The sequence below is a fragment of the Shewanella colwelliana ATCC 39565 genome, from assembly GCF_000518705.1.
Classification (GTDB): Bacteria; Pseudomonadota; Gammaproteobacteria; order Enterobacterales; family Shewanellaceae; genus Shewanella; species Shewanella colwelliana.
In genome coordinates, this window is sequence record NZ_JAEC01000017.1 from 104,829 (window position 1) to 122,974 (window position 18,146).

The following is an 18,146-nucleotide window of genomic DNA, read 5'->3' on the forward strand; positions in this document are numbered from 1 at the left end:
TTTTAGAATATGAGTTTCCTGTTGGTGCGTTGTGACTTGGATGTTGTGGAGTTGTGTGTTGGTTGGGTGGAGGTGGTAATGGTTGTGTCACAAGGTTAAGCGGCACTTATGGGTACCGCTTTCTATGTCGTCACTTATGTAGTCATTAATGTTGTGTCACCTTTAGTCATCGTTGTGCCGTCTTTAGCGGTCAAAGTTTAGTGGTCTAATCTTGGTGGTAATGACTGACACCTCAATCATTACCACACACTATTTAACTTGCATTCTTTAGTACATCACTTACCACTTAACGGGGTGGACGGCATCAACGCCCAGCGCTTTACCTTCACTGTGGCACGTTGCGCAAGTTTCACTGCCAGCGGTATAAGTGCCGCGTGGATCGCTTGCTGCGCCGCCGTTACTTTTGATATGCGCTAAGAGTGAGCCTTTCTCGCCATGGCAGCTGACACAGGTTGCGGCAATAGGCGAGTACTCAGTCTCATTACCTTGTGTATCTACTGTTAATGTGGCTGGTACTGTTGCCAAGTCTGATAGGGTCAATTGACCTTTGTCATGGCACACTGCGCAGTTGCCATAATGCTCAGGGAAACTAACAACCTTGGTGGCATCATCTCCTTGCTGCTTAGTGCGTTTATTGGCGTGGTGTGCATGTATTCTGACTTTAAAGTCGATATGATCTTGCGCTGTTTGATTACTCTTGTAAGTGGGGTTGTGACACATTTGGCACTCGCCTTCAAAGTTGGTGTAGTTGCCATCATGTTTCATCTTGGTGCCAAATTTACCCAAGTACTTGTCGTCATGGCAGTTTGCGCAGGTCTCATTACTGATCACCACACGTCTGGCCATGATTGATGAGTCACCATTGAGATTAAATGCGACTAGCTCGCCAGGTAGGACCGCAGGGTTATTGGCTTCATCTGATCCGGTACCACAATCAACAGCGGTTAATGTATCGCGATCAACACAAAGGTGCGTGGTGATCACTGCCGTTGCCGCTTGCATCATATCCGGTGTGAGTGAGGTGGGCTGGCTATAAGTGTATATTCCATCGCTACCTGAGGTTGGTGTGAGTTCATGCAACTTATAGTTTTGTTTACCCGAGGTGAAATCAATATCGTTACCAAAACCAAAGTAGATATTACTATAGTTAATACGCTTATCTGCATTAGGGCTCATGGCGGCAGTGGTTAAGCTGGTGTCGCTAACTGCAACGCTAAAGGTCAACAAGCCTGCTTCTAACGATACTGAACCAGGCACTAGCGCTGCTTTGTAGCTCGACCTTGCATTGTCTTTGGCAATAGCGTCGGTCACGTGATGGGCTGCACCTTCATCGCCTTGGTCTGCATGACAGGTACCGCAGCTGTGATCGGGCTGATACTTAGTATGCATATCGGCCTTGATGGTGGCAGGATCGGTAGAGTCTGAGTGACATGAACCGCACGCTAATGCGCGATGATGTTTAAAGTTAAACGCATCGGCAGGGCGGTTATCTCCTTCTTGGTGACAGGCCCGGCAATCATACATATCGGCAGGAAAAGTCACCTTGCTGTAGTCATGGACACTTCCTCTATAGCCAACCATTAAGTATTTAGCGCGATGGATTTGGTGCACCATATAACCCATATCAATGGGGGCGCCTGTTTCAGGGTCCCCTGCATAGCTGGTGTGGCACATTTGACAGTTCTCGATGGCGTAACGCTTGGTGCCATGCATGATGAGCTTAGGTGCCCAAGCATGATCATAGTCGTCGTTATGGCAACGCAGGCAGGAGTTTTCAAGAAATTCTACAGTGCGAGTGTCTAAGCCGGAAACCTGCTCGCCCGAAGCGGGTAGGAAGTCAAAATGACTATTGACCAGTTTATTGGTATCGCCATCGGCTCGCATCTCCATGGTGATCCTGTGAGTAAGGCTATCATCATAGGTGAGATCTAAATCACCCATGGCGGTGGCATCATTAAGGTTGAATGCGAAGGTGTAACGGTAGAGCCCAGCGCTCACTTTTTCGACGCAGTCTTGCTTACAGTTGGTTTCAATGGTGGGTTGGATCTGCTCGCCAGCTTTGTCTTCATAACCAGCAGGAATATTAGCGGTGACCGGGGCAACCATCTTGTTCATGTAGTTGACCCATTGTGGCGTTTTATAGCCTTTGCCGCTCTGGGGCATTAACTTCGCGATACCCATGCCTAGCGTATCGATACCTGGATAAGTATCAAAGTCGGTAATGCCAACGCCGTTGGCGTTTTCCACACGAAATTCGACAATTATCGCGCCGTCAGTAATTGCCGCGGTTGTGATGGTGGTGACTAGCTCATTGGCTTGGCCGACGGATAAGCCGATTTCGCCGTTGGGACCGTCTTCACCATCTTTTCCGTCGCTACCACAGCCGAATAAGAGTGCTGTGCAAGCTAGACTGATTAAACTCAGTGTCTTGCTTTTTGTTTTAATATCCATAGTTTGGCGTTCCATCATTCATTTGTTCTATTCACGCCGAGTACGACCTCGGCGCAGTGGCTATTTAATAGGATGCACTTTTAATACATCTGCTGGCGCTCCTGCGCTATGGCATGTATTACAGCTTTCAGTGCCAGCGGTAGCATCGGCAAGTGTTCCCATAAACACAGCGCCTTGCTGCAGCATATGGTTTTTGCTGGTATTGCCGCTGTGGCAATCACTACAAATGGCCGCGATAGGGCTAGTAAAGCGATCGCCACTAATGGCTAAGGGTTTGACACCAGCGTTCAACGGCAAGGCTGCCGTAAGCAGGCCATCAGTATCTTGGGCGTGGCACTGTGCACAGTTGCCGATATCGCCGGGATAATTAATGGCTTCATAGCCCTCTCTGTTGCCACTGTGAATACCGTGCGCAAGGTGTTTAAAGTCAGCCGTTGTGGTAGAAGGTGTGTCGGTTGCATCGGCTAGCATATTGGGGTTATGGCACACTTGGCATTGGCCTTCTAGGTCATTGCGTGAACCATGAAAAACCAGTTGTTGGTCGCCATGACAACTACCACAACTTTCATTGGTGACCACCACGCGTCGGCCTGTGTCGCTAATTGCTGTTGCCGTAAAGAATTGATGACTCGATTTTATAACGACTTCGCTATTGCTTTGGGCTGTACAATCTCCCAAGACGCCATTAGCTGCACAAATTTTACCTTGGATGGCCAGAGTGCCTTGGTCGTCTTCACTGCCCACAGGAATGGTTACGCCACTCACTTGATAAGTGTAGCTGCCGTTGCTGCCCGATAGCGGCGTGGTCTCTTGCAATTTGATTGATTTGGGTGAGCGCGTAGCATAGTCAAAGCTGGTGCCCCAATTGGCGTATACCCGTAAGTCTGAGACAAAACTCAGCTTATCGGCACTGTCTGTATAGATGTCGCCAGTTTGCGGGTTGGTCAGGGCGATGGTGAAGGTTACTGTGTCACCACTGAGGTTTGCGGCAGAGATAGTTGGTGCAAACTGCATCAGTGCTTCATCGTTACCGCCATCATTGTGCACACTCATTGTCCACTCGGCATTATGGCAGGCTACGCAGTTGGCGTTGTTGTCTTGAGTAGGGTGTCCTTCACCGGCTTTAAAGTCGATATAGGTATGACACGATCCACAACTTTCCATGGTCGGCACGCGCGCCCAGTTTTTATGCTCGGTTAAGGTATCATCTGCTTTGTGGCAGGTTTGACAGTCGGCTAATGAACCAGGGAACCCGCTAAGGTGCTTACCGTGTATCATTTGCGGGAAGATATTGTCCGGATTGCTGACCTTATCGGCATTGTGACAGGTGACACAGGTTTCTATTTGATTGTACTTCTTGCCGTGGAAAGCCAAATCATTGTGGCAGGTGTTACAGGTTTCCATGGCTACTATGTTGCGGGTGTAGACCGGGTCGCTGTTGTTACCTGTCGTTTGGGCTTGCCAGTCGAGATGTTGGTTGGTGACTGGTAATGCTGTGCCATCGGCAAGATTATCACCACCAACTTTGATCACCATGCGTTGGGTCGCTCCGGCTTGATAGTCGACATTGTTCATTCCATTGAAAGCACCACTGAACGTATAGCTATAGTGACCATTCTTATGGTCGATAAATTCACCAGGGCAGCTTGCTACACAGCTTTCTGAGGTAAAATGTTGCCACTGTGAACTGTCTCCTGCGTTGCTATAACCCTGGGGCAATAGCTGAGCGGCGAGGTAGGTAGCACTCGGCACGCCGACAACGGGTTCGTCATCTTGATTGGTTATTCGATAGTCAACGGTTGCAATACCGTCTTGCATCATAACCTCATTAATGCTGATTTTTAGGCTAACAATATCCATGGCGGGCTCGCCACCAGGGTCTCCAGGGTTGCCAGGTTTACCGTCGTCGCCACCACAGCCAGATAGCAGTAGGGCAAGGCCTAACGAGGCGCCGTAGAGTGCTTTATTTGTCATCTTGTTCATCATCTCTTCCTTGGAATCTTGTTAAGCGTTACGCACTAAAGTTTGTAGCTTAATGTTAGACCGAAATAGTGGGCGCTATAGTCATGACTGAGCGAACCAAAGGTCAGTACATTGGGAATACTGTCGACACTTAACCCACTGTTGGCCCAATCGGCATCTTGATACTGCTCAAAAATCCAATCAAATCTCAAGCCAATCGTTTCACTCATCTGATAGTCGGCGAAGGCGTTAACATTGTGCTGGGTTGAATAGTAGCTGCCATAAGGCGAGCTAAATCCCTGAGACACTTCGGTGTCGCTTTGGCCGTCGGAATAGGTGTAATCCAGTCCTAACTTGAGTTTTTTATCCATCAAGTTTTGATAACCAATTCCTGCGCCCACTAAGGTTGAATTGTCTTCACTGTTGGTAAACCAATTGGGGCCGGCAAAGTTACTGCTGCCAGCTTGCTCGCTATCGCGCCAGTCTTGATTTAGATAAGCATTAAGGTGCAGGTCGGCATTGACTGCATATTGAATAGAGAGGTCGTAGCCTTGGGTGTTGATATCGGTAAGGCCTATCAAGGTGTCGTTATAATCATCTTGCTGCTTATGCAAATTAGCGGTGACGGAAAACGCCCCTTGGCTATAACTTGTGTACAGCCCATAGCGTTGACGTTCGCGATCTGCGAGGTAGCTCTTACGCATTAGTGGGTTGCTTTGACTTGCTGTAGTCGTGACAGCTAGATAGTCACTGCCTGTGCGTTCGGCGGCTTCGGCTTTTAACCACAGGTGCCATGTAGACGATATGCGATAATTGAATCGTGCGAACAGTGATGACTCTTTGAGTGTCTCTCTATCTAAATCGCTGTAATTGTTATGCTCATAGGCATACCCGACATCAAGGTTAGTGGCGCGCGTGAAGCGGTACTTGGCGCCAAGTTTGGCTTGTTGCTTAGTGCGGTCGTATTCAAGATTGGTTGCAGTACCACTGTAGTAGCTATCTGTAACGACTTGTGGATAAGCGTTGAGCTCACTTTTGTTGTCGCGGTCTCGATAATCATAACTGGCACGAAGAGAGAACTCTCGGGTGACACGCCCACTATAGTTGAGTTTCATCTCAATCATATCCACCTGACCAGTTAGATCTTCTGCCGGTAACATTGGCGAGGGCCCATTGATAGTCGCTGGTAAATAGTTTTGATCTTGAGTCATTCGCGTAAAACCAAGATGCATAATTACCTGTTGGCCATCAGCGGAAAATTGCGAGTGCCCAGCGATACGGTAGGCTTTATTGTCGGGTGCTACTGCGCTTTGGCCATAATAGGCTGCGCCAAAGGTGGGGGTGAATGCCGACTGCCAATTGACCGCTTGCTGATCATTTTTATATTCACTTAATTGCGCATTGATACCCGCTAACCAATTGTCGCCCTTAAAGTAGAGCTTGGCACTAACCTCATCGGTTGAGTCATCAACTTGTTGCGCGAGCATCGCGCTGTTAGTCAATAGGTTTGCGCTAAAGGCTCGCTTACCTTCTCGTTGCTCGTGTTGATAACCTATCTCTGCCTTATAAAAGGTGCCTTGGTATTTGCCCTCGAGATTGTAGCGGTCACGCTTAATAGCAAGCTCATTAGCATTGAGACTCGCACTAAGCTCGCTCATTTGCGAGGTGGTGGCACCTGTTTGCCATTGAGTCGGTAACTGATATTGGTCGGCTTGATATTGATAGGGGCTTAGCGCTTGATTGCTATCATAGCGAGCAATACCTCTGTAAGCGGCAAAAATCTCATATTGCCCCGGTCGTCCCGTGGTGATGCTAGCACTACCATTATCTAAGCCTAATCTATCGGCATCGACGTCAGTTCGATATCCCGAATTGGTCTTATGGTTTACGTTAGCGTTGACATACACCACTGTGCCGTCTTTATCTGTACCCGATGTGTTGCCAAAATGGGTATCGTCGCCATCGTTTTGCGCCACGCCTAACCCAATATCACCCTTTGTTCCTGTTGTGTGTGTGCAGCGTTTGCACTCCCATGCATCCAACTTTAATTTATCCCGGTTAGCCGATTGAATACCGTAGCCGTCGGCATAGCTCATGGTACTCGCTATCGCCAGTGCCAGTGCGCTTAGGCAAAGAGGAAGCTTAGTTACCGTAATAGGTTTTTTCATTGCAATTACTCCCTTATCGCTGCAATAACTTGCCAGATGGATGATTAGAACCGTGTACTTGGTTATGGCAGTTCATGCAGCTTTGACCGGCATTGAACGCATTAGGTGTATTACCAAATACGGCATTAGAAGCGTGGCCATCCGATGCATGACATTGCTGACATAGCTGTGGTGGCTTAGCGATTAGCATGGCTTCATTAACGCTGCCGTGAGGATTGTGGCAGTTGGCACAGTTATCTGTGACTGGCGCATGCTCCCATAGTTTAGGACCACGTTTTTCGGCGTGACAGGCGTAACAGTTTTCGTTAACGCTCATCTGTTTAAGGTTGGACTCGCTCAAGCTACCATGAGGGTTATGACAATCGCTGCAGACCATTTGATCCCATTTTATTGGGTGAGAGCTGCGTTTATGTAGATCGGCTTTTTGCTGCGTATGGCAAGCGGTACACACTTCGACTTCTTTGGCTCGGTCTGAAATGGGGTCATGCCCGGTGTGGACACTATGACAATCGCTGCAGGCAACATCGGCGTTATCATGGTGATTCCCCTTCCATGCCATACGTTGGTCATCATTGTGGCAACTCATACAGACACTGTTTTGTTTGTCAGTGGGAACTGGAGACCCTTGGCCAAAGGTGATCATTGGCTCCTTGCCGCCACGGTTATGCTTTCCCATGGGGCCGTGACAAGCTTCACATTGCAGGTCAGCCATTGGTGAGCCTTTCACATTAGCATCGCCATGAACGCCATCGAAAAGATCCATAACGGCTTGGCTCTTTCGGTGGCACATTAAGCAGCTGTCGGCGCCTTTGGGGGAGTACTGCCCTTCGGCAAACTTTTTATCAAGTAAAGACTCCACCTCTTTAGCGGGCATGTCATCCCAAGGTGTCGCATTAACGGCTAATGTTATTACTGTTGATGCCATCAGTAAGCTCGCAACAGCTAAGCCTCTGATCCAAATTGATTCCATTTTCATCATTGTCCATCCCAAGCACGTGGTGTTTTAATTTTTATCTTAATGATTTACTAAATTACCAATCCTAAATAATAGGGCAAAAATGTGACGCGTGTGTATGTTTTATGTTGCGAGCTGGGCTAGGAAAGTGATGATTTTTAATGAATTAGATTAAAGTGTGATCTTTGTCACGTTATGGGTTGGGTGAGCTTGGTGCTAAGAGGTTTAAATGAAAATGGTTATCACTTACTAAATGGTTTTACTCATTGAGATATCTGTCACATAATATAAAATACAATTGAAAATTATTATCGTTTAGAATCACAAATATTGATCTAGATAAAGTTTTTACAAGCCATGCTCCGTTAAAATCGGTGTTAGTAAAGCGCAATTGAGGCCTGAAAGGGTAGAAACAATACATGAAATTGAGCGAATTAAAGCCTGGTGACAGTGCAGTGATTTCAGAAGTGGGGCAGATTAGCCTGCCTTCAGTCGTTAAACGCAAGCTTTTGTCTATGGGAATAACACCTAATACGTCCATCACTTTATTACGACGTGCGCCACTCGGCTCAGGTATTGAATTGGACATTCGTGGCAGCAAGTTATGTATGCGTAAAGATTTGGCAGATGTGATTGAGGTGGATATTGCCCATGGCTAAACAATTTCATTGTGTGACAGTTGGTAACCCTAACGCAGGTAAATCGACACTTTTTAATGCGCTCACAGGTGCTAATCAGCAGGTTGGTAACTGGTCAGGGGTGACCGTTGAAAAGAAAACTGGTCAGTTTACGCTTAATGAGACTGATGTATTTCTTACTGACCTGCCAGGTATTTATGATCTCTTGCCTGCTGGGAGCAGTTGTGACTGCTCGTTAGATGAGCAGATTGCTCAGCAATATCTTGCCGACTCTAAGATGGACGGCATTATAAACCTGATTGATGCGACCAATATTGAACGACACCTTTACCTTACTGTCCAGCTGCGAGAGTTAGGAATTCCTTTGGTGGTCGTTGTGAATAAAATTGACGCGGCAAAAGCGCAAGGTATTGAAATTGATGTTGAGCAGATGGCGAAAGAACTGGGTTGCCCGGTTATTGCCGTGTGTTCACGAGATGAGCAAGATATTGTTCAGGTTAAAGCTCAAGTTGTTGATTTGTTAGACGGTAAAGTGTCTGAAGCCCCATTGATTCTTGATTACGACACCGAGATAGAGGCGGGGATAAAGGCGCTATTTTTGCGTGATGAATCACTTAGTCGTGGTCGAGCATTAGCCATGCTGGCCAATGGTTTAGGTTGTGGTCAGTGCAAAAATGGCCAGATGCTTACCGAAGTATCGCAATGCTCAGAGGGTTTGTCTGCCCAGGGCAAAGATATTGAAATCATGGTGGCCACCACGCGTTTCGATTTTGTTCAACGGGTATTTAAGCAGTCGGTTAAGAATGGTGATGTGCAAACGATCAGCGACAGATTAGATAAGTTGGTGCTGCATCCTATTGCAGGTGTTCCTATCTTTTTGTTTGTTATGTACTTAATGTTTATGTTTAGTATCAATGTGGGCAGTGCCTTCATTGATTTCTTTGACATCGCAGCGGGAGCATTGTTTGTCGACCATCTCGGCGCATTTATGAGTAACATCGGCGCGCCAGAATGGTTAGTAACCATTGTTGCGGGTGGTGTTGGCCAGGGGATTCAAACGGTTGCAACTTTTATCCCGGTTATTGCGGCGCTATTTCTGGCGTTATCAGTGCTTGAGGGCTTAGGTTATATGGCCAGGGCTGCGTTTGTGGTTGATGGTTTGATGCGTCGTATCGGTCTGCCAGGTAAAGCCTTTGTACCTATGATTGTTGGTTTTGGTTGTTCGGTGCCGGCGATTATGGCAACACGTACCTTAGGCAGCGAGCGTGAACGTATTGTCACTGGAATGATGGCTCCCTTCATGTCTTGTGGTGCTCGCTTACCTGTGTATGCACTATTTGCCGCCGCGTTTTTCCCTGAATCGGGTCAAAATTTGGTCTTCCTGCTTTATATCATTGGTATTTTCGCTGCGATTGGCACCGGATTATTACTGCGCTCCACGCTATTGCCAGGCAGCAGCAGCGCTGTGGTGATGGAATTGCCTAATTATGAGAAGCCTAAGTTTAAAACGGTAATGGCGAGAACGGGTAAGCGTACCAAGAGCTTTATTATGGGCGCGGGTAAAACGATTGTTATCGTTGTCACCTTGCTTAACTTCGTCAATGCAATTGGTATCGATGGTACGTTTGGTCATGAAGATAGCTCTGAATCTGTATTGAGTGTAGCAAGCCAAAAGGTCACACCTCTTTTTGCACCAATGGGAGTGGAACAAGACAACTGGCCTGCAACCGTTGGAATTATCACGGGTATTTTCGCTAAAGAAGCGGTAGTGGGCACCTTAAATAGCTTGTACTCAGATGCAAGTGCTGGTGATGAGGGGTTAGCACCGCTGTCGCAGAGCTTTGGTGAAGCGCTGGCGACAATTCCTGAGAACCTTTTTGGTATTGCACCTGAAGACCCGCTGTCTTTATCTGTAGGTGATATATCCACTATTGAATCGGCATCTGCAGAGCTAGAGATTGATACCTCAACCTTTAGTGCGCTTCAAGCTGGCTTTACAGGCATCACTGCAGCATTCGCCTATCTACTGTTTATTCTGCTTTATACACCATGCGTAGCGGCAATGGGGGCGCTAGTGGGCGAGTTTGGCTCTCGCTGGGCGACATTTGCAGCGACGTGGACCTTCGGTTTAGCATACGGTACGGCGACTGTGTTCTATCAGGCTGCAACCTTTAGTGCACATCCACTGCAGTCGAGCTTATGGATTGGATTTTTCCTTATTGCGTTGGCGAGTTTTTACTTGTGGTTAAAACGTAAGGGGAAAAAGACCCAAACCATTATCCCAGTGGTGAATGTTGTGACTGAATAGCGCACAAGAGATAAGCATAAAAGCAGCGGTATACCGCTGCTTTTTTGTTTTTGTGGTAAATGATCCGAGTTTTTGCGTATCACCCGTTGTAACTAAGTCTGATCTGTAGGAATATGCAGGTTTTCCCTAATTGATACTATTCGGCTAAACTGCCGTCTAGTTATACCACCGTTGGCAAAGAGGATTTCCATGAGTCATGTGGACACTGAAGTTCGTCCAAGTAACTTCATTCGTAACATCATAGATGAAGATTTAGAAAGCGGTAAACACACCAGTGTACATACCCGTTTTCCGCCCGAGCCAAATGGCTACCTTCATATTGGTCACGCTAAATCGATCTGTTTGAACTTTGGTTTAGCGCAGGACTATAAGGGTCTATGTAACTTACGTTTTGATGATACCAACCCTGAAAAAGAGGACATTGATTATGTGAACTCTATTCAGGCAGACGTTCAGTGGTTAGGCTTCCAGTGGGACGGTGATATTCGTTACTCTTCAAACTATTTCGACCAACTGCATCAGTATGCCGTTGAGTTGATCACTAAAGGGTTAGCGTATGTTTGCTTTTTAAATGGTGAACAAACTCGTGAATATCGCGGCACGTTGAAAGAGCCGGGAAAGAATAGCCCTTACCGTGATACATCTGTTGAAGAGAACTTAGCCTTATTTGAAAAGATGCGTAATGGTGAGTTCAAAGAGGGTGAATGTTCATTGCGTGCAAAAGTGGATATGGCGTCGCCGTTTATGTGTATGCGCGATCCGATTATCTACCGCATCCGTTTCGCACATCATCATCAGACGGGTGACAAGTGGTGCATCTATCCGATGTATGACTTTACTCATTGTATCTCTGATGCGATTGAGAATATTAGCCACTCTTTGTGTACGCTAGAGTTTCAGGACAACCGTAGACTATATGATTGGGTATTGGATAACTTGAATGATTTCCAGGCACCTAACCGTACTCGTCAGTATGAATTTTCAAGACTAAATCTTGAATACACTTTGATGTCAAAGCGTAAGCTTAATGATCTGGTTGTACGTAACTTGGTGTCTGGTTGGGATGATCCACGTATGCCTACCATTGCTGGCTTACGCCGTCGCGGTTATACACCAGCGTCTATCCGTGAGTTTTGTCGTCGAATAGGTGTGACTAAGCAAGACAATATGGTTGAAGTGGGTATGCTCGATGCGTGTATTCGTGAAGAGCTTAATGAACACGCGCCTCGAGCGATGGCGGTTATTAATCCGGTTAAGCTGATTATTGAGAACTATCCTGAAGATCAGATTGAACGTTTGAGCGCTCCAGCGCACCCGACAATAGAGTCGATGGGGCAACGTGAATTGGCATTTGGTCGTGAGATCTACATTGATGCCGATGACTTCAGAGAAGAAGCGAATAAAAAGTACAAACGTTTGGTGCAAGGTAAAGAGGTGCGTTTGCGTAACGCTTATGTGATTAAAGCAGAGCGTTGTGATAAAGATGTTGAAGGCAATGTGACCACGATTTATTGTACTTATGATGACCAAACGCTAGGTAAAAACCCTGCCGACGGTCGTAAAGTAAAAGGCGTTATCCATTGGGTCGAGGCGACTACAGCGGTTAAGGCTGAGTTCCGTCTCTACAATAAGCTGTTTAGCCAAGCGAATCCTGCGGCGGCTGAAACAGTGGATGAGGTATTAAACCCTGAATCTTTGGTGGTTAAGCATGGTGTTGTTGAAGCGGGATTGGTCAATGCCGAAGCTGAAAAAGCCTACCAGTTTGAGCGTGAGGGATATTTCTGCGCTGACAACAAAGATTCAACGGCAGACAATTTGGTGTTTAACTTAACCGTAGCGTTAAGAGATTCATCAAACTAAGGTTTTTACTGCATTAAAAAAGGCTTTAGGAATGATCCTAAAGCCTTTTTTGTATCGACTATCTTAATATTTAGTTAATCGTGATTACTGGTACATAGGGCCAAAGCCCATGCTCCATAAAATAATGCTTGATGCCATGAGCGCGACCAAGAGCACTAATCCCGCAGTAACCACTGAGCTGGCATAGATAAAACCTTTCTCTTCAGGAATGTTCATTATAATTGGTACACCCGTGTAGAGTAGGTATACCGAGTAGGACAGGCCTGCAAGGCCAACAACCATCATAAACCAGATGGATGGATAAAGCGCAGCAAGCCCAACCATAAACAGTGGGGTTGCGGTATAGGCCGCCAATTCTAGTGCCTGAGTGAAACTTGGCTCTGCATCAAAGGTTTTTGCCATCCAGAACGCCAGATATGCTAATGCGAAAACACCAAAGATTAGGCCAAAATACATACCGATAGACATCATTAATGCGCTTTGCGCGGTTAAAAAAAGTGGGTCGGAGACCCCTAAATTCCATCCAAATGCGGTAGAGGCAAAGTAGGTACACACCGCAGGAATAAGTGCGATTAAAAGGACGTGACTAAGACTGCTTTTTACGGCTTCGTGGTTTTTCTCAATTGTGTGCCACTCTTCCTTTGGATGAGTGTATAACCCCATTAAGTGATTCAATATCATTATAGTTATCCTTGTTCAGCTTTAATCTTGTGCTCGCCAAACTTCAGACGAACCCATTATGCCTTTTGGTCTGCTACCAAATAGACCCTAGGCTCCAACTCAGTTACATCTATGTAACTGTATAGTTTATTTATTGAACAAAAACTTAGACTAGTCAAGCTAACTTTGAAATGTTAGGACGCTAACTTAGCCATTGTTGACTTTTTATTGTTAAAATAGGCCATCAAATCAGCTTAGTATCTAGAGTCAGAGATGGAAAACTTATTAGCGCCAATCAAGCAGTTTTTACAATGCGAAACCCCCGACGAATGGATAGAGCAAGCAAGGCAACCCACTCAGTTATCGGCGCTGTTAATTGATCATTGCAACTGTGAGCTGTAGGAATAGGTGTGCAAATTGGTTATAATTAGCTCAAGGCCCCTACGGAAGCTAAAATATGACCGAAGAAAAAAAGCGATTTGCCGTTACCTATCAGCGATTTAGTAGTGAAAGACAGGTAGGGAACAGTTCATTAGATCGTCAAACTGATTCACAAAAAGAATGGCTAAAGCAAAACCCTGATGTAACGGTCATTGATAGCTTTGTAGATGAGGCTATGTCAGGTTGGAGTGGTAAACACCTTCAAGATGGTTCACTTGGTCAATTAATGAAGGCGATAGAAGATGGAATTATTCAGCCTGACACATTAATCCTTGTTGAGCACTTCTCTCGTCTTACTAGACAAAATATCGACAATGCTGAAGAACTGATAAAGCGTATCTGGAAAGCAGGTATCACGGTTGTAACGGTTCGAGACAATACCGAATATACCCCAAGTGCTGTAAATGATATGGCGCTCCGAATTAGACTTATCGTTGAAATGGAACAAGCATTCAAAGAGTCCGAATGGCGATCTGCAAAAGTTAAAGCTAGTTATAAACGCCGTGAGAAACTCGCTCGTGAAGAAGGAAAAGTTCCTAAAATCAGAAAACCATTTTGGTTAAACCCTGATGGGACACTTAACCACCTGCATTATGCAGTAAAGGATATGTTCAACTGGTATATGAATGGATTTGGACAACAGCGAATAGTAGTCAAATTACGAGAAAAATATCCCGATAGCGCAATTCAGAAGATTAATCCCTCAACAGTGATGAGATGGATACAAGCAGATATTGTTAGAGGGTATTGGCGTGGCAATCGGGTTTATGAACCAGCTATTGACGATCAATTATTTTTTGATGTGCAAACCATCCATAGTTCTAGATTATATGAAAATGTAAAACCTGATCGTAAGTGGCCCTATCTGGTCTAATGCAGTGCGGTGTCTGTGGAAGGGGAATGTCCATTCAAAAGTCAGGGAAATCAAACCCTGTCGTTCGCTGTAGCTCAAAACAACGAGATCGGTCTTGCGACAGAAAAACCACTTTCCCTTATTTTATAGTTCATATGTATATGGCAACTTGTGTCCTTCCCCACGCTATGCGCCTCTACAGCAACAAAACATCTAATAAACAACTACAACTCGATCTTTCCAAAATCGAGCGTGACCTGACCAAAGCAAGATCTAAACTAAAAACTGAAAAAGAGTTTTACGATAAATGCTCTGACGAAGGTAAAAGCACCATTATGATTTTGGAAGTTATGAATGAAACCCATCTAAAGATTTCAGAATTGGAAGAACGTGAAAGAAGTGTGAATGACTCGCTTAAACACCGAGATAGGCTTGCTATCTCAGATGAAGCTCGTGACTTGATACTTACTCCTGATAACTTTAACTTAGAAATGCATAAACTTGGCTTCAAAATCATCGTTGATGAAGAAGTGTTGAGGACAACAGGGTTCGAAAAACCAGTTCAAAAAATGGCGTATGCTGGTTACTCTAGGAAAAAGAGAGCGTATCAATACACAGACCCTACGGGAAATTACCTTGTCGAATGGCCTTCAGAATGGGTTACTGAAGACCTACTGATGATGAAAACGCTAAATAGCTATATCAAATCCAGTGAATTGACTCTAAAAGCTTGGGAATATGTTAATCAACCTAGTGATACTGATTTTTCTGAGTTTATAAAAAGCTAATTACATTCCAACTTACAGGCGCTTTTTCTTAATCGTCTGTGAACCGCTTTGCTTGACCTTCAAAGCCAACGAGTTTTCAAGCTCGTTGGCTTTTTTAGGATTGTATTTGCGAAGCTCGGCAATCGCTGCTTTAGCTACATCGAAGGTGCTTAACAAGTGCGTTTGGTGTGTATCAATGATTGACACTAAATCATCAAGGGCTTGCTGGCGACTGTCAATTCTATCTATCAATTTTATATTATCAGATAGGTCAGACCCATCTTTTGGTAAATCATCTCGAATAACAATATCTTTACGCAGTTTGTTATTCATCATCTTTTTCAACTGACCTTTAACAAAGTCAGACTCAGCCAATTGTTGTGTTTTTTGCAGTTCATTTTTGGCTTTCGACTCTAATCTATTTTCTTGTTCATTCTTATCCATCATTTCTCTCCTGTGGTTCTAAATGATTTACCACAGAAAAAAGCGATTACAAGGGCTTACCAGCTTTGGGACCACTGGGGACCCAGGTCTTTTGATTTGACATCGCAAAAAAATATGCTCTGTTGTGTATAGGAGTTTAAGACAATAAAAGAAGAGGCAAGTTGAGGTTAGGGTTCCCTAACCGATTGTTTTTAAATACGATAAATCGTTTTAAAAAGGAGTGTTGATCACTTTCTAAAATCACCTGAAAAATCTCATTTCATTCGATATTTTGCAGCTATTTTCAGACAGCGATCCTCGGTTAAAAGCCAGTTCAGTATTCTGTCAGCCGTCTTAAAACTCATTGTATTTGTAGTTTATGGAGGAAGTTATGACACAAAGGAGCAGCAATACAAAAATCATAATACGTTGTAGTGAAGAGGAAAAATCAGCACTGATATTGGCTAAATCCCAGCTTAAAGCCCGAACTTGGCTTGAGATGTTTCATAAGCTATTGCACCGTAAGAAAATCGAACCGCCAAAAACCATCATTCAAGATAGTGTTTACCTTTTAGAGATCCTCACCGAGTTAAAGCGTTGTGGAAATAATCTCAATCAAATCACGAGAATTGCTAACAGCAGCAAAACCATTACCCCACAAGAAACCGCCCAGCTAAAAAAACTGGCAGTGCAGATCTCTTCACTGAAAAGCAAAGTGCTGAAAAGTTTTGTGGTTGAAGGAGGTAAATGATGGCAATTGCGAAACTTTTGCACGAAGGGGAAACGGTTAAAGAGCTTAAAAATATCATTCGCTACAACACGGTAGCCAAAGAATATCTCAACTCACCTGATAACCCTCGATTACTGCAAGCCTTATCTAATCTAGGGATTATAGACATTTCTGATCCAGTTACTTATCAAGATTTTATGGATGGGTTTATTGAAGAGATAAAGCTCAACAAAAGCCAATCAAAGAATAAGCGACAAACTAAACTCTACGCTCACGAAATGATCTCATTTGAAGATGAAGATAATGCACGTTTCAGCCAAGAGAAACTCGCTCAAATCAGTGTTGAGCTTTTATCTAATCTATACGATATGGAAAACACACCTTACGTTATCTACCCTCAGCGAGACAATGGGAGGCTACATTTCCACTATATACGAGGGCAGCATAATAGTAATGGAGAGTATCAGAGAGTAAAGAACTCAAAGAGAAAAATGCGTGTAGCGTGCGAAAAAATTGAACGTAAATACAACCTGACGCTAACGGGCAACAATGTGTCTGATGAGATCCGACCTACTAACGACCCTATGGCTAAAGTGATGAAAAACCGCAAACTTGAAGCGGCTTACAAACACCAGAAAAACCTTAGCGCAGCGAAAGAGCAAGACACACCACTCACCAAGCTCAAACGTAAATCCTATGATCTATTGATGGAAGACACTTATCAAAGTGAAGCTGAAATGACGGAGCACACCGCTTATGAGCAAGTTCAGCAAAACCTAGCGGAAAAGACACAGGTAAACCAAAAGCTCGAAACAGTAAAACAGACCATTTTTAACCTCTATAAATCAGCTAAAGATGAAGCTGACTTTATCGAGCAGTTAGACAAGCAAAAAATCACTATAGAAATACTCAAACACACTAAATCAGGCAAGAACAAAGGCATCGTATTCCACTATCAAGACGAAACAATTTCAGGCGGTAAAATCTCTAGCTCTATGACGCTAGGTAAAATCAAAAAACGCTTCCCTAACTTCATTCACACGTTAGAAAAGCCGCCCTCTCTACGTTCAACGTTTACCTTACAACGTAAAATGCTGGATTTTCAGATCGAGAACATCAACCGCTATTACAAACAGCAAAGAAACAACGTTAATGGCGATATTATGATTTATTTTGGCAAAAAGAACATCGTTGCCCGTCCTTACAGCTACAACATCATACTATCTAGCGACAGAAGCAAAATCAGGTTTGGCTCATCAACGAACAGCCATGATTTAACCTTATCAATTAACATTGCATTGGAAAATCGTTGGAAGGCAGCAACCCTGACCAACTCTAGCCCTGATTTTTTAAAGCGTATGATGAAAGCCGCTTATGACAAAGACCCAAAGCTATTGTTTTTTGTTCAATCAGACACACCTAATCAACTCAGTTATGCAGACCTCAAAGAGATAAAATCACCACTCACCATAGATGAGCTAAAAACTGCACTCACCAACCAGCTAATCAGTAAAACCGATATTGCTACAGTTCAGCAAGATTTGATCAAGCAATTGGAATTAGATGAAAATAACCACACTCATCTCGGCTATGCAAAAGCCTTAAAATCAGGATTTATGCTTGATGAGCTAGAAAAGAAAGCGTCTGAGGAGCTAAAGCTGTTTTATCAGCATAATACCTTTCAAGCATCAAGCCAGAAAACGACTGACACAACAAAAAAAACAGCCAATTCGACCAAGGATAGTGACGGTCGTGCTGCGTGTTTAGAAGCATTAAAGGCAGAAACGGCAATCCATCCGCAAGACCAACTAAACAAGGATTTAGACGAGATAAAACAGCACAGGCATCACTTCAAAAACAACTGATTTGGGAGCTAATTAAATTGATTGTCATACTAATACTTCTCAAATCACAAAAGCTTAGGGTATAC

General features: G+C 44.5%; 13 protein-coding genes and 1 pseudogene. 8 read left to right on the plus strand and 6 right to left on the minus strand.

What is annotated here, in order from left to right; genetic code table 11:
* Positions 1-279: 279 nt before the first annotated feature.
* From L876_RS0109390 to L876_RS0109405, 4 genes are read right to left on the minus strand one after another with little or no spacing between them, the layout of a single operon-like run.
* A complete protein-coding gene (locus L876_RS0109390; RefSeq protein ID WP_028763576.1) occupies positions 280-2,451 on the minus strand; it encodes an OmcA/MtrC family decaheme c-type cytochrome in 2,172 nt (723 codons plus the stop codon).
* 60 nt (positions 2,452-2,511) lie between these two features.
* Complete coding sequence (locus L876_RS0109395; protein ID WP_028763577.1) at positions 2,512-4,434, minus strand: OmcA/MtrC family decaheme c-type cytochrome; 1,923 nt, start codon at positions 4,432-4,434, stop codon at positions 2,512-2,514.
* Between the two features lie 35 nt (positions 4,435-4,469).
* A complete protein-coding gene (locus L876_RS0109400; protein ID WP_037428290.1) occupies positions 4,470-6,581 on the minus strand; it encodes an MtrB/PioB family decaheme-associated outer membrane protein in 2,112 nt (703 codons plus the stop codon).
* A 13-nt stretch (positions 6,582-6,594) separates the two neighbouring features.
* A complete protein-coding gene (locus L876_RS0109405) occupies positions 6,595-7,506 on the minus strand; it encodes a DmsE family decaheme c-type cytochrome (RefSeq protein ID WP_373316118.1) in 912 nt (303 codons plus the stop codon).
* A 449-nt stretch (positions 7,507-7,955) separates the two neighbouring features.
* Here L876_RS0109405 and L876_RS0109410 point away from each other — a divergent pair, with 449 nt between their 5' ends.
* The 3 genes from L876_RS0109410 to glnS all read left to right on the plus strand — a co-directional run bounded on the left by L876_RS0109410 (position 7,956) and on the right by glnS (position 12,342).
* Complete coding sequence (locus L876_RS0109410; protein ID WP_028763580.1) at positions 7,956-8,195, plus strand: FeoA family protein; 240 nt, start codon at positions 7,956-7,958, stop codon at positions 8,193-8,195.
* Positions 8,188-10,482, plus strand: coding sequence for a Fe(2+) transporter permease subunit FeoB (gene feoB / locus L876_RS0109415; protein ID WP_028763581.1), 2,295 nt, complete (start codon positions 8,188-8,190; stop codon positions 10,480-10,482). The genes L876_RS0109410 and feoB overlap by 8 nt, the downstream gene beginning before the upstream one ends.
* A 189-nt stretch (positions 10,483-10,671) precedes the next feature.
* A complete protein-coding gene (gene glnS / locus L876_RS0109420) occupies positions 10,672-12,342 on the plus strand; it encodes a glutamine--tRNA ligase (protein ID WP_028763582.1) in 1,671 nt (556 codons plus the stop codon).
* A gap of 84 nt (positions 12,343-12,426) precedes the next feature.
* Here the strand turns inward: glnS and L876_RS0109425 are convergent, their stop codons facing one another.
* Entirely contained in the window at positions 12,427-13,023 is a 597-nt protein-coding gene (locus tag L876_RS0109425) for a Yip1 family protein (protein WP_028763583.1), read from the minus strand.
* A gap of 252 nt (positions 13,024-13,275) precedes the next feature.
* On the opposite strand from L876_RS0109425, the pseudogene miaE reads away from it, so the two are divergent.
* The 3 genes and pseudogenes from miaE to L876_RS22945 form a co-directional block, all read left to right on the plus strand.
* Positions 13,276-13,401: pseudogene (gene miaE, locus L876_RS22455) on the plus strand (tRNA isopentenyl-2-thiomethyl-A-37 hydroxylase MiaE); the annotation flags it as partial.
* Between the two features lie 58 nt (positions 13,402-13,459).
* Positions 13,460-14,317 (plus strand): recombinase family protein, encoded by an 858-nt coding sequence (locus L876_RS22940; RefSeq protein WP_211237653.1) that lies wholly within the window; start codon positions 13,460-13,462, stop codon positions 14,315-14,317.
* Between the two features lie 26 nt (positions 14,318-14,343).
* Complete coding sequence (locus L876_RS22945; RefSeq protein WP_211237654.1) at positions 14,344-15,084, plus strand: hypothetical protein; 741 nt, start codon at positions 14,344-14,346, stop codon at positions 15,082-15,084.
* Between the two features lie 12 nt (positions 15,085-15,096).
* Here the strand turns inward: L876_RS22945 and L876_RS0109445 are convergent, their stop codons facing one another.
* The gene (locus tag L876_RS0109445; protein ID WP_028763585.1) at positions 15,097-15,507 is read right to left on the minus strand and encodes a hypothetical protein; all 411 of its coding nucleotides are present in this window, start codon (positions 15,505-15,507) and stop codon (positions 15,097-15,099) included.
* A 370-nt stretch (positions 15,508-15,877) separates the two neighbouring features.
* Here L876_RS0109445 and mobC point away from each other — a divergent pair, with 370 nt between their 5' ends.
* On the plus strand, positions 15,878-16,237 hold the full coding sequence (gene mobC / locus L876_RS0109450) for a plasmid mobilization relaxosome protein MobC (protein ID WP_028763586.1): 360 nt from the start codon (positions 15,878-15,880) through the stop codon (positions 16,235-16,237).
* Positions 16,237-18,081 carry a relaxase/mobilization nuclease domain-containing protein gene (locus L876_RS21465; protein WP_211237655.1) on the plus strand — a complete coding sequence of 615 codons (1,845 nt, stop codon included), beginning with the start codon at positions 16,237-16,239 and terminating at the stop codon, positions 18,079-18,081. The genes mobC and L876_RS21465 overlap by 1 nt, the downstream gene beginning before the upstream one ends.
* Positions 18,082-18,146: the final 65 nt, after the last annotated feature.